Below are 13276 nucleotides of genomic sequence, written 5' to 3'. Positions count from 1 at the left end.
GTACTGGTGACGAACATCGACCGGAGGTTCCAGGAGTGAGCATGTTGCTGCAGGGGAAGACGGCCGTCGTCTATGGCGGTGGCGGGTCCGTCGGGGGTGCCATTGCGCGGGCGTTCGGACGAAACGGGGCCGCAGTGCATCTCGCCGGGCGGACCGAAGCCACCCTCCAGAGCGTTGCGGACGACATCGCGGGCGCCGGCGGGACCGCCTACGTCGACGTGGTTGATGCGCTCGACGAAGCCGCCGTGGACGGGCACATGAAGCGGGTCGTCGAGCGCGGCGGACGGCTGGACGTGTCCGTCAATGTGATCAGCGACCAGGACGTGCAAGGTACGCCGATGGTCGAGATGGATGTCGAGGACTACCTGCGGCCGGTCGCCACCGCCGTACGGTCGAAGTTTCTCACCGCTCGCGCCGCGGCCCGGGTCATGGTGCCGCAGCAGGGCGGGGTCATCCTGTTCTTCGGGGGGCAATTCGACTGGACGGTTGCCCGCAAGCTCAGCGTCGGCGGGATCGGGGTCACGTTCGATGCCGTCGAGTCCATGCGGCGGCAGCTCGCCGGCGAGCTGGGGCGGCACGGGATCCGGGTGATCACGCTGCACACGGGCGGGCTGCCGGAGACGATCCCGCTGGGGTACGACGGGCGCGACGAAATCGTCGAGTTGCTCAACGGCAACGCGCTCGCCGGGCGGGCGGCGACGCTGCAGGACGTCGGGGAGATCGCGGTGTTCGCGGCCTCGGACCTGGCGCGGACGGTCAGCGGCGCGTCGATCAACATGAGCGCAGGGGCCGCCGTCGACTGAGTTGATCTTTGCAAGATCTTGCCGGCCTTCCACAGCGTTCGCGCAGCTCGTCCCGGCCAAGCCTCGGCGAGCTGCGCGAAATGCTGCAAGAATCTTGACAAGCATGAATGCGGCGATCAGTCTTCCCCCACGCGTTGCAACGCCTTGTGTCTCGCCCCACGGCCGCCACCGTCCGATGAGAGCAAGGAGCACCCCACCATGCCCCGCCGACGCAGACGAGTACTGCTCGTCGTCCTGTCCCTGATCGCCGCGCTGCTGCCGGCCGTCCGCGCCCTCGCGGCCACCGGCAACAGTCTTACCGTGTACTACAAACCGCCGAGCGCATGGAGCACCGTCAACGTCCACTGGGCGCCCAACGGCGGCGCCTGGACCGCGGTGCCCGGCGTCCCCATGTCGGCGGCGAGCTGCGCCGGCTGGTACACCAAGCTCCTCGACCTCGGCTCCGCGACCGGCGCCCAGCTGACGTTCAACAACGGATCCGGCGTCTGGGACAACCATTCGGGCGCAAACTATTCGGTCACCGCCGGGTCCGTCGCCATCACAGGCAATGCCATCGTCGGTACCGCGGATCCGTGCGCAACCGCCCCGCCGTCCTCGCCGCCGGGCGGGAACGCCGCCACCGTCTTCTACGCCACCGCCGGCACCGGCTGGACCTCGGTGAACATCCACTACGCACCCGACGGCGAGGCGTGGACCGCGGTGCCGGGCGTGGCCATGAACGAGACCGCGTGCACCGGCTGGGTGAAGAAGACGGTCCAGCTCGGCGCGGCGAGCGGCATGCAGGCCGTATTCAACAACGGCTCCGGCGTGTGGGACAACAACCACGGCGCCAACTACCGCATCGGCGCCGGCACCACCCGGGTCAGCGGCGGCGTCGCCACCGGCAACGCCACCGATCCGTGCACCGCCGTCCCGCCGGACACCACGGCGCCGACCGTGCCTGCGAACGTCACCGCCGGCGTCGACCACGTCACCGTCACCCTCGGGTGGAGCGCGTCGAGCGACGATCGCGGCGTCACGGGGTACCAGATAACGCGAAACCCCGGCGGGAACGTCCTCACCACCGCCTACAACAGCTACATCGACGGCAGCCTCGCGCCGCACACCGCCTACACGTACACCGTCCGCGCGGTTGACGCCGCCGGCAACCTCTCGGCGGCGAGCGGGCCCGTCACCGCCACGACCGGTGATGCGCCGCCGCTGCCGCCCGGCGGGACCATGCTCGGCGGCGACCCGCGCAAGGAGAGCATCTACTTCGTGCTCACCGCCCGCTTCTACGACGGCGACGCGTCCAATGACCGCGGCGGCAGCCAGAATGTGCGCTCCGGCAACGCCGCGAACAACGACCCGATGTTCCGCGGCGACTTCAAGGGCCTCGTCGACAAGCTCGACTACATCAAGGGCCTCGGCTTCTCCGCCATCTGGATCACGCCCGTCGTGCTCAACCGGTCGGACTACGACTACCACGGGTACCACGGCTGGGACTTCTACCGCGTCGACCCGCGCCTGGAGTCGCCGGGCGCGTCGTACCAGGACCTCATCGACGCCGCGCATGCCAAGGGCCTCAAGATCTACCAGGACGTTGTGTACAACCACAGCTCACGCTGGGGCGCCAACGGCCTGTTCGTACCCACCGTGTGGGGCGCTCGCGACGGACAGTGGGACTGGATGTACAGCGAGAAGGTCCCCGGCGCCGTGTACGACCCGATGCAGGAGAACTCGCTCGGCCGCGCCTACAACGGCGACCTGTGGTCCACGACCGCGCCGCCCGGCAACACCTGCCCCAACTACGGGCTGCCCAACGGCCAGGTCAGCCCCGAGGGGTACACGATCCACAACTGCCAGTGGCCGTCACCGACGGCGAAGATGTTCCCGGCCAGCCTCTACCACCAGTGCTGGATCGGTAACTGGGAGGGCGAGGACTCCCGCTCCTGCTGGCTCGCCGACGACCTCGCCGACTTCAACACCGAGAACCCGGTCGTGCAGCAGTACCTCATCGGGGCGTACAACTCCTACATCGACATGGGCGTGGACGGCTTCCGCGTCGACACCGCCGTGCACATCCCCCGTGTGACGTGGAACCGCCGCTTCCTGCCCGCCCTGCAGCAGCACCTGGTGCAGAAGTACGGCGCGGAGAAGGCGAAGGACTTCTACGTCTTCGGCGAGGTCGCCGCGTTCGTCAACGACAAGTGGAACCGCGGCTCGGTCAACCATTCCGCGCAGTTCTACACGTGGAAGGAGCGACGCTCCTATGTGGACGACGACGTGCAGGCGGCTCTGGACCAGTACAACCACGAGGAGCAACTGGGCACCGGCAACCAGCCGACGAGCGCCAACGCGTTCCTGGTCGGCAACGACTACCACGCGCCGGACCACAGCCAGTTCTCCGGCATGAACATCATCGACATGCGGATGCACATGAACTTCGGTGACGCCCCGAACGCGTTCCGCAACGGCGCCGACTCCGACGACTCGACCAACGACGCCACGTACAACGCCGTCTACGTCGACTCGCACGACTACGGCCCGAACAAGAGCTCCACGCGGTACGCCGGCGGCACCGACGCCTGGGCCGAGAACATGTCGCTGATGTGGACCTTCCGCGGCGTACCGGTGCTCTACTACGGCTCGGAGATCGAGTTCCAGGCCGGCAAGCAGATCGACTGCGGCCCCACCTGCCCCCTGGCGACAACGGGCCGCGCCTACTACGGCGACCGCATCTCCGGTTCGGTCGTCGCCTCCGACTACGGCGTGGTGTCGACCTCGTCGGGTGCCGTCGCGACCACGCTGAGCCAGCCGTTGGTGAAGCACCTGCAGCGACTCAACCAGATCCGCCGCGCGATCCCCGCCCTGCAGATGGGCCAGTACTCCACGTCCGGCGTGACCGGCAGCCAGATCGCCTTCAAGCGCCGCTACACCAGCGGCTCCGTCGACAGCTTCGTCCTGGTGACGATCTCGTCGACGGCAACCTTCACCGGCATCCCGAACGGCACCTACACCGACGCCGTCACGGGCGACGTCAAGGTCGTCACGAACGGCACCCTGACCGCCACCGTAAGCAGCAAGGGCGACCTACGCGCGTACGTCCTGTCGCTCCCCGGCAACCCCGCCCCCGGCAAGATCGGCTCGGACGGCCCGTACCTGCGCTGATCACCGAACGCGGCGCTGTTTCCTGGCGCCGACCTGGGACTCGGCGCGCAGTCCCGCTCGGCCTTACACGGTAGGACTCAGGTCGGCCTTACACGGTAAGAATCAGGCCCGAGGGATCCCGGCACTCGCTGCTGGAATCCCTCGGGCCTGAGCTGCTCGAAGCCCTGGCTGACGCGTGCTTACGAGAGCACATCGCGCTAGGCATCCTAGGTTGCTAGGTTGTTCCCTTCCCGCGCGCCGCGGCCGAAAGTGCGCGGCGTGCCTCATCGACGACTGGTGGCGTGAGCACGGCGAGGGGCCGCTGTACCGGGGAGGCGGCGAGAGGCGCGGGCTGCTACTGCGGGCCGCCGTGGTGTTCCAGCAGCTTGCGCAGCAGGCCGGTCAGCTGGGCGCGCTCCTCGAACGACAGCGGGGCCAGCAACTCGTCCTGGATTCGTCCGATCTGCTTCTCCAGGCGCCGAAGGTGGCGGCGACCGGCCGCGGTGATGGTGATGACGTTGCGGCGGCGGTCCGCCGGGTCCGGGGCGCGCTCCACGTACCCGCCCTCGGCAAGCTCGTTCAGCGTCGCGACCAGGTCGCTCAGGTGGATGGCGCTGCGCCGGCCCAGGTCCGCCTGGCTGGCCGGACCGTCCTGGTCGAGGGCGGTCAGCGCGCGGTAGTGGTAGCCGCGCGCGCCGACGGCGCCGAGGCCCTCCGTGACGAGGCGGTGGGCGTGCTGGGCGGTTTGCGTCAGCAGCCAGCTCGGCAGTCCGGTCAACACTCGCGCAGCCTAACGCCACCACCGTTCGGCTGCCCAACGTTCGCTCCCCCAAGCGTCAGGCCGGCAGCACAACCGTTCGGTCGCCCAACGTTCGCTCCCCGAAGCGTCAAGCCGGCGGCATAACCGTTCGAAGGAATAACGTTCGTACAGTCAACGACCAAACCGGAGCGGGTTCGTTCGAGGCTCTAACGTTCGCCATCCGAAGTCAGCCGGTGCGGAAGGCCAGCGGGTGCGGAAGGCCAGCGGGTGCGGAAGGCCAGCGGGTGCGGAAGGCCAGCGGGTGCGGAAGGTCAGCCGGTGCGGAAGGTCAGCCGGTGCGGAAGGTCAGGCGCAGGATGCGGTCATCATCGGGAGCCGGGCCGCCGGGGAGGCGGCCGTCGCGGTTCGATGTGGCGATCCAGACGCTGCCGTCGGGGGCAGCGAGGGCGGCGCGGAGGCGGCCGTATCGGAAGGCGAGCGCTTCCACCGGTCGACCGGCTACTCCGACGTTGGGACGCCAGCGAACACTGTCGAGCGCACCGGGCGGGCCGGCAGTCAGTGGGGCGGCCGGCGAAGGACCCGCGCCGCCAGGAGCGGCGCCACCCGGGGCAGCACCACCAGGAGCGGCGCCACCCGGGGCAGCACCACCAGGAGCGGCACCACCCGGGGCAGCACCACCAGGAGCGGCACCACCAGGAGCGGCACCACCCGGGGCAGCACCACCAGGAGCGGCGCTACCCGGGGCAGCACCACCGGGAGCCGCACCACCTGGCGCAGCGGCGCCGGGAGGTGGGCCGGCCGACGCGGCGGCGCTGGGGATGGCGCTGGCAGGGGTTTTACCCAGAGGGACCAGGTAGACGCGCTGGCCGCGTAGGCAGGTCACGACCGCCGTCTCGCCGATCACGGCTACGCCGGCTGCGACGCCGACCTCGGGGTGCCAAGCAACGACCGGGTCGATGTACTTGGGGTTGCCGCCGATTCCCTCGACATTCGGCCAGCCGTAGTCTCCGCCGGGGCGGGCGATGTTCAGCTCGTCCCAGACGGCCTGGCCGATCTCCGAGATGTACATCGTGCCGTCCGCGTCCCAGGCCAGGCCCTCGGGGTTGCGGTGGCCGTAGGTCCAGATCAGCGAATGCGGGAACGGGTTGCCGGGGGGCGGCTTGCCGTCCGTGTTCATGCGCAGGACCTTGCCGCCGAGGTTGTTCAGGTCCTGCGCCGCCTCGGTGCGCGAGGCTTCGCCGGTGGTGGCGTACAGGTAGCCGTCGGGGCCGAACGCTAGCCGTCCACCGTCGTGGATGCCGCCCTTCGGGATGCCGGTGACGATCGGCTTCGGGCGGGAGTGGCCGTCCAGGCGCAGGCGGGCGATGCGGTTGTCGGCTTTGGTCGTGTAGTAGATGTAGACCGTCTGGTCGGTCTTGTAGTTCGGGGACACCGCAATGCCCAGCAGGCCGCCCTCGTTGTCGGCCGTTGCCTCGCCGATGCGGGCCAGCGGGGTGATCTTGCCCTCGGGCGTCACCCGGAGGATGCGCAGGGTGCTGCGCTCCGTGACGAGAGCGTCGCCGCTGGGCAGGAACGACAGGCCCCAGGGGATGTTCAGGTGCTTCGCCACGGTGCTGACCGAGAGGTAGGCGTCGGCGCCGCCGGACGGGTCAGCGGCGCCGTGGTGGAAGTCGGTGGGGTTGATGGGTGGCAGCCCGCGGCCGGCGGCGCGCGCCGGGGACGAGCACCCGGCGAGAAGACCGGCTGCGGCGAGCAGCACCGCGATCTTGGTGCGACGCACGACACCACCGTGCCCCGCCCACGGGTGGTCCTCCCTCACCCACCCCTGGGTGACGGAAGACCACGGTCCGCGAGCGGGGCACGTGACCGAGCGCGAGCGGCCGGCTGCGCTACGAGCAGTGGAGATCCCGTGCGGGAAGACCACGGTCCGCGAGCGGGGCACGTGACCGAGCGCGAGCGGCCGGCTGCGCTACGAGCAGTGGAGATCCCGTGCGGGAAGTCCACGGCCCGCGAGCGAGGCACCCGACCGAGTGCGATCGGCCGACGGCCGAAGGTTCGGCGCTACGAGTAGTGGACATCCGGTGAGGGAAGGCCACAGTCCGTGAGCAGGGTACGTCGGACTGCCGGGACACGCCTCACTACGAGGAGTAGACCTCCAGTTCTGAGAGTTGGCCCGCCGGCCAGCCGGTGTTCGCGGTGAACGTGACGCGCAGGTTGCGCACCGCGGTCGCGGGGAACGTCAGCGTCACCGTGTTGCCCGTTGCCGGGTCGAAGGCGCACTGGCGGTTCGAGACGAGCACCGCGCCCGTGGTGGCGTCGCTGATGGTGACCGTCTGCGTGCGGGCCGCCCAGGCCGTGGCCGGGGGCAGGCGCAGCACGACCCGGCCGACGCTCAGCGAGGAGCCGAGGTCGACCTGGATCCACTGCGGGAAGGCGTTGTTCGCGCTCTCCCAGTAGCTGTTCGCGTTGCCGTCCACCGCGTTGGCCGAACCGTAGCTCTGCGTGTTCGACGACTGGGTCGTCGGGCGTTGCAGTGCGAGGTTCGTGGTGGCGCCGGGGAGGCCGGTGCCGCTGAGGGCGGCGGTCACCTCGGCGTTGGAGGCGGTGCTGCGAATGCTGAGCGTGCCGGTCCGCGCGCCGGGCGCGCTCGGGTGGAACGTCACCGTGGCGGTGCAGTTCGCGCCGGGGGCGATCGAGGAGCCGCACGTCGTGGTGACGGTGAAGTCACCGGATGCGGTCACCGACTGGACGGTGGCGGGCGCGGTGCCCGTGTTGGTGACGGTCACGGTCTGCCAGTCACTGTTCGTGTTGACGTCGGTGTCCTCGAACGTCAGGCTCGTCGGGTTGAGCGCGAGGGTGGCCGTGCCGCCGCTCGTGCCGTACACCTCGAAGGACGACAGCTGCCCGGCCGGCCATCCGGTGTTCGCCGTGATGCTGAGCCGCACGTAGCGGGCCGTCACGGACGGGAACGCGATGCTCACGGTGTTGCCGGTGGCCGGGTCGAACACGTAGTCCGCCGAGCCGACGACCGTCGAGAAGGTGTTGCCGTCCACACTGGACAGCACGGACAGGGTCTGCCGGCGGGTCGCCCAGGCGGTCGGCGGCGGCAGGCGCAGGGTCAGCTTGCCGACGCTCGCGGACGAGCCGAGGTCGACCTGGACCCACTGCGGGAACGCGTTGTTGGCGCTCTCCCAGTACGAGGCCGGATCGGCGTCGGTGACGTTGCTCGCCGGGTAGCCGCCCTGCGTGGACTGCGCGGTCGCGGGCCGGCCGGCCGCCAGGTTGGTGGTGTTCGTCGGCGGCACGCCGGTGCCGGTCAGCTGCACGAGCACGGCGCCCTGCCCGTCGTCGCCGGTGATCGAGTACACCGCGGACTGCGCGCCCTGCGCGGTCGGCGTGAACGTGACGGTCTGGTGGATGACGTCGCCGGGCGAGAGCTGCTGGCCCTCGGAGACCGGCGTGGTGGTGTTGAACGCGCCGACCGGCGGGGCCGCCTTCGTGAGCGTCAGCATGATGTTGCCGGTGTTGGCGATGTCGAAGGTCTGCGTCGCCGTGGTGCCGATCGGCACGGAGCCGAACGACACCGGGTTGGGCGTGATGCTCAGGTGGGCGGCGCCGGTGACCGCGGTACCACTGAGCGGAACCGTGACGGAGCCCGCGCTGCTGGCGACCGCGATCGAGCTCGACTGGTTACCCGCCGCGGTCGGGGCGTACTTCACCGTGACCGACACCGAGGCGCCGGCCGCGATCGTGGTGCCGTTGGCGGGGAACCCGGTCGCGGTGAACGGCGCGGCCGGCTGGGTCGAGCCGGTGATGGTCACCGCGCTGGTGCCGGTGTTGGTGATGCTCACGCCGAGTGTCTTGCTCGCTCCGGTGGGTACGGTGCCGAAGGCCAGCGCGGACGGGGTGGCGCCGAGGCCGGCCTGCGTGCCGTTGCCGTGCAGGTCGAGCGCGACGGTGCCGGCGTCGGTAGTGAACGTGAGGCTGCCGGCGGCGCCGCCGGGCCCGGTCGGGGTGAACCGCACCGGCACGGCGAGGGTCTGGCCGGTGTTCAGGTTCACCGGCAGTGCGGGAGCGGTGACGCCGAACGGTGCGGCGGCCGACACGGCGGTGATGCGCACGGCGCGCGTCGCGGTGACGGTCACGGTCGCGTTCGCGGTGCTACCGACAGCGACGTTGCCGAAGTCGGTCGGCGGCGCGGTCAGCGCGGCCGTGGTCGGCCGGCCGAAGCCGAAGATGCGCCCGTCGCGGTTGCCGACGTAGACGCGGCCGCCGTCGGTGGCGGGCACGGCGAACTTGGTCGCGGTGCCGATCGGCGCGGAGTAGCGCAGGTGCAGCTGCCCGCCGACCGGCAGCGCGTCGTACGCGCGCAGCTGGCCGTTGGCGCCGTTGGACCCGTCGCTGTAGACGGCCCAGACGATCGCGGAGCCCGACGTGGTACCGCTGGACGTCACGACCGGCGAGCCCGACGTGTAACCGAACGTGGACGGGCTGGTGGCCGTCGAGGTGAGCGTGGGCAGGCCGGCGCCGTTCACGCCGTACTTGAAGGCGCGCAGGAAGCCCTGGTTCTCGACCTGGTACACGTACCCGCCGTCGCCGCCCCACACCGCCGGGTGGCCCCAGACCCCGTTGTAGGGCCCGGCCGCCGGGACGAGGGAGGCGTCCGAGCCGCCGGGGCCCTGCGCCATGCCGCCGAGGTTGTCGCGGTCGAGCAGGAACACGCGGCCGTCCTTGCCGGTCTGCACCAGCAGGCGCGGGTGCGCGGCGGTGCCGAACGACGCCGGCAGCGCCACCGGGCCGCCCGAGCCGAAGTCGGTGTCGTCCTGGTCGAGCTTGCCGTTGTTTGCCGGGCTGAAGAAGTCCCGCGCGGCGAGCGAGCCGTCGCCGTTGACCTGCAGGCGGATGACCGACTCGGCAAGCGTTCCGGGAGGGTTGGTACCCGGGCCGGGCGCCGGCGACACGCCATTGCCCGTGGCCACGATGATCCGCCCGGGCCCGTCGGAGACGAGGCCGCTGCCGGACTGCCAGATGCCGCCCATGCCGGTCGAGCGGCCGGCCTCGGTCGACCACAGCGTGGACATCGCGGGCGTGGTGGTCTTCACGCCGGCGACGTACCCGACGTAGGGGCCGTAGTCGCAGTGGCTGGCGAAACCGGCGTACACGACGCCGTCGAGCAGCAGCAGGCCCGGCCGCTGGGCGGCGGTCTTCGCGTTGAACGTGTTGGCCGGGTCGTTCGTCGGCGAGCCCTGGATCGTCACCGGCCAGCCGGACCGCTCGGCGCCGGTCGCCGGGTTGATCGAGTGCATGTAGAAGTGCGGGTGGTTGGCGTCGGAGCCGTCGTTGACCTTCGCGGTGAAGAAAACGGACTGCGTCGCCGGGTCGTAGACGGGGGTGCTGGTGACACCGATGTTCGGTACCAGATCACCACAACCTATCGCCGAGGCGGGCCAGGCGGGACCGACGCTGCGTGACCAGACGATCGCGCCGGTCTGTGCGTTGAGTCCGTACACCCAGTTGTTCTCCGTGGCGGCGACGATCGTGCCGTTCACGACGATCGGCTGGGCGTAGATCTGCCCGTCGAGCTGGGTGCTGAAGAGCTGCCCGAAGTCGGCCGCCGACACGGCGGAGGGCCCGAGCGCGGGCTCGTTCGGGTCCCAGCCGGTGCGGAGGGTGTCGACGGACACGGTCGTCTCGTCGGCGGCGGCGGAGCTGGTGAGCGCAACGGCGGCGCCGAGCGCGAGGAGTGGTGGCAGGAGGGCGGCGACCAGCCGGCGTGCGGCCATGACGGCTCCAGAGCTAAGCCCGGGCGGCGGGCAGGGAGGGATGGCGGACTCCGGAGGTTGGCGGGGCTCCAGGGGTCGACGGAACCGTAACCCGCTCGACATGTGCGCGCAAGATACTGACTTAAATAGAGAAATACTTGCACGCGTCGTTGCAAGCCTCGGTCGGGGCGCTCGTGCCCACCACCCGGACGGGTCATTGATCGTTATAGTGCGGTGGCCGTTGGGTACCACACTCGAACCCACCAGGGATTTCTCGGCGCCAGCTCGGGAGGGGCGGACCGATGACCGATCCGGGACGGCGGCGCGCCACCGGCCGCGACAACCGCACAGCCGTCGCGGCGGGGGGTGCGGCGCTGATCGTGATGCTCCTGGCGCTGCTGGCCTACTGCCAGTACAACGGCTCCGGCACCGGGGGCGGCGACGCCGCGCCCGGCGCGTCGAGCACGGCCGCGCCGGAGCGCACCGGCCCGTCGGGCGCCGGCTCCGCCCCGGGCGGCGGGACCACGGCCCCCGGGGGCGGCGCGACGGCGGACGGCCGCTCGGCCGGTGCGGGCCTCGGTGCCGCCGGCACCGCGACCGCGACCCGCACCACGCAGCCCGCGACGACACCGGCAACGAGGCAGCCCGCGACGACACCGGCGACGACGCGGCCGGGGACGACGCCCGGTTCGACGCGGCCGGCGGCGCCGACGGGTGCGCCGCACACGGGCGGCGGCGACGGCCTGGGCATGCGCAGCCCGCTGCTGGCCGGCCTCGGCATCGTGCTGCTCCTCGGCGCGAGTGCCCTGCTGGTGTTCCGCCTGCGTCCACGGACCGGCGAGGGCTGATGCGGCGGTTCGTCCTCGACGCGGCGATCGGCGTGATCGCGGCCGGCGGCCTGACCATGCTGGTGATCGGCGCCTCCCCCGCGCCGCCGCCGGCACCGCCGCAGCGCCCGGCCGCGGCCGCCGCGCCGTCGCCTTCCGTCGCGCTGTCCCCCGCCGTCGCCGCATCACGTGCGGCCTCGAAGCCGGTGCGCCTGGAGATCCCGGTGATCGGGGTGAACACGCCGCTCATGGAGCTGGGCCTCAACCCCGATGGCACCGTCGAGGTTCCACCGCTGCGCGCGGATGCGCCGGCCGGCTGGTACCGCAACCTGAAGACGCCCGGCGAGGTCGGGCCCGCCGTCATCCTCGGGCACGTGGACACGGCGCACGACGGGCCGGCGGTGTTCTACCGGCTGCGTGAGCTGCGGCCCGGCGACCGGGCGACCGTGCGGCGCGCGGACGGCGGTGCCGCGGTGTTCGTGGTCGAGCGCGTGGTGGAGGTACCGAAGACGGATTTTCCGACGGACGACGTCTATGGGCCGGTGGGTTATCCGGCCCTGCGGCTCGTGACGTGCGGGGGCACGTTCGACCACGCGCGGCACGAATACCGGGGCAATATCCTCGTCTATGCCCGGTTGGAGCCGTCAGACTGACCGCATGAACTGGAACCCGAGAACGTTTCTGGGCGGCCTGCCCGAGGCGACGGCCAAGGAGCTGATCGGCCTGAGCGTCCAGCGGCAGTTCGCGCCCGGGCGGGTGGTGCTGCGCGAGGGCGACCGCGACACCCATCTCGAGCTGATCCTCAGCGGGTTCGTGAAGGTGACGACGTCGGTCGACGGGTTCGAGACGCTGCTGGGCATCCGGGCGCCCGGCGAGCTCGTCGGCGAGGTCGGCGCGCTGACCGGCGCGCCGCGCAACGCCACCGTGACCGCGTGCGGGCGGGTCGACGCCGGGGTGCTCAACCGGGCCGAGTTCGAGGCGTTCCTGCGCCGCCACCCGGGCGCCGCCGCGCTGGTCACCACGTCGCTCGCCGATCAGCTGCGGTGGGCGAACCGGCGGCGGACGGACTTCGCCGTGTACCCGGCGCACGTCCGCCTGGCCCGCCTCCTCGTCGAGATCGCCGAGCTGTGCGGGCGCCCGGCGCCCGGCGGCGGGGTCGAGATCGGCGTGCCGCTGAGCCAGCCGGAGCTCGCGACGATGATCGCCATAGCCCAGGCCACGGTACAGAAGGCCATCCAGGAGCTGCGCCGCCGCGGCCTGCTGAGCACCGGCTACCGCCGCCTGACGATCCTCGACCCGGCCGGCATGCGCACATTGGCGGAACTGGACCCCGGAACCCCCTAGTTCTACCCGGTCTCGCCGCGCCGCCCGCCGCAGGATCGACAGCATGCAGAACACGGTCGCGGCACGCATCTGCGCCCTGTCCGCCCCCGCCCGCCGCCTCCTGCAGGTGGCCTCGGCGATCGGCCCGCAGTTCGGCGTGCTCGAGCTCGCTCGCCTGATGCGCTGCGGCACCGCTCAGCTGCTGCCCGCCCTCGAGGAGGCCATCGCATCGGGCCTGCTCGTCAGCGGCGAGGAGCGCCTCGAGTTCAGCCATCCCGTGGTACACGCGGCAGTCGCCGCCACCGTCTGCCGTCCGGCGGCCGCCGCCCTGCGTGCGGAACTGGCAGTGCTGCCGCACCGGTCCGACCGGCACGCCACGGACCGCTCGCGACCCTCATCGGTGGCGACCGTTGCGCCGCCGGGCTGGGAGGCGCTGACGGAGCAGGAGCTGCACATCGCCCGCCTGGTCGGCCGGGCCCTGACGAACCAGCAGATCGCGACCCGCATCGGCCGCTCACGGCACACGGTCAACTACCACCTGCGGCGGATCTTCCACAAGCTCGGCATCACGTCGCGGGTCGAGCTCGCGTCCCTGGCCCGCAGCGCTCGATGATCGATAAATGCCGGATTTGGGGGATTTATCTGGACGCGCCAGCGGCCGGATAAATCCCC

9 protein-coding genes are annotated in these 13276 nt (G+C 71.3%); 6 read left to right on the top strand and 3 right to left on the bottom strand.

Features of this window, described 5'->3' with window-relative positions; genetic code table 11:
• Positions 1–41 precede the first annotated feature (41 nt).
• Positions 42–803 (top strand): SDR family NAD(P)-dependent oxidoreductase, encoded by a 762-nt coding sequence (locus tag ABD901_RS26675; protein ID WP_345130297.1) that lies wholly within the window; start codon positions 42–44, stop codon positions 801–803.
• 198 nt (positions 804–1001) lie between these two features.
• Positions 1002–3953: a carbohydrate binding domain-containing protein gene (locus tag ABD901_RS26670; RefSeq protein ID WP_345130296.1), complete on the top strand. Its 2952-nt coding sequence runs from the start codon at positions 1002–1004 to the stop codon at positions 3951–3953.
• A gap of 334 nt (positions 3954–4287) precedes the next feature.
• Here ABD901_RS26670 and ABD901_RS26665 read toward each other — a convergent pair whose 3' ends face one another.
• The 3 genes from ABD901_RS26665 to ABD901_RS26655 form a co-directional block, all read right to left on the bottom strand.
• Entirely contained in the window at positions 4288–4713 is a 426-nt protein-coding gene (locus ABD901_RS26665; protein WP_345130295.1) for a MarR family winged helix-turn-helix transcriptional regulator, read from the bottom strand.
• 307 nt (positions 4714–5020) lie between these two features.
• The gene (locus tag ABD901_RS26660; protein ID WP_345130293.1) at positions 5021–6472 is read right to left on the bottom strand and encodes a PQQ-dependent sugar dehydrogenase; all 1452 of its coding nucleotides are present in this window, start codon (positions 6470–6472) and stop codon (positions 5021–5023) included.
• A 358-nt stretch (positions 6473–6830) separates the two neighbouring features.
• A complete protein-coding gene (locus ABD901_RS26655; protein ID WP_345130291.1) occupies positions 6831–10475 on the bottom strand; it encodes a choice-of-anchor D domain-containing protein in 3645 nt (1214 codons plus the stop codon).
• 281 nt (positions 10476–10756) lie between these two features.
• On the opposite strand from ABD901_RS26655, the gene ABD901_RS26650 reads away from it, so the two are divergent.
• The 4 genes from ABD901_RS26650 to ABD901_RS26635 are packed head-to-tail and all read left to right on the top strand — an operon-like array spanning position 10757 to position 13217.
• Positions 10757–11302, top strand: coding sequence for a hypothetical protein (locus ABD901_RS26650; protein WP_345130289.1), 546 nt, complete (start codon positions 10757–10759; stop codon positions 11300–11302).
• On the top strand, positions 11302–11934 hold the full coding sequence (locus tag ABD901_RS26645; RefSeq protein ID WP_345130287.1) for a class F sortase: 633 nt from the start codon (positions 11302–11304) through the stop codon (positions 11932–11934). Before ABD901_RS26650 ends, ABD901_RS26645 begins: the two co-directional genes overlap by 1 nt.
• A 4-nt stretch (positions 11935–11938) precedes the next feature.
• Positions 11939–12625, top strand: coding sequence for a Crp/Fnr family transcriptional regulator (locus ABD901_RS26640; RefSeq protein WP_345130285.1), 687 nt, complete (start codon positions 11939–11941; stop codon positions 12623–12625).
• A 43-nt stretch (positions 12626–12668) separates the two neighbouring features.
• Positions 12669–13217, top strand: a complete 549-nt coding sequence (locus ABD901_RS26635; RefSeq protein ID WP_345130283.1) for a helix-turn-helix transcriptional regulator — start codon at positions 12669–12671, stop codon at positions 13215–13217.
• Positions 13218–13276: the final 59 nt, after the last annotated feature.

It is taken from the genome of Dactylosporangium darangshiense (genome assembly GCF_039537565.1).
In the GTDB taxonomy this organism is placed as follows: Bacteria; Actinomycetota; Actinomycetes; order Mycobacteriales; family Micromonosporaceae; genus Dactylosporangium; species Dactylosporangium darangshiense.
The sequence above is the reverse complement of the archived record's forward strand: the minus strand, read 5'-3'. Positions and strand labels throughout refer to the sequence as shown.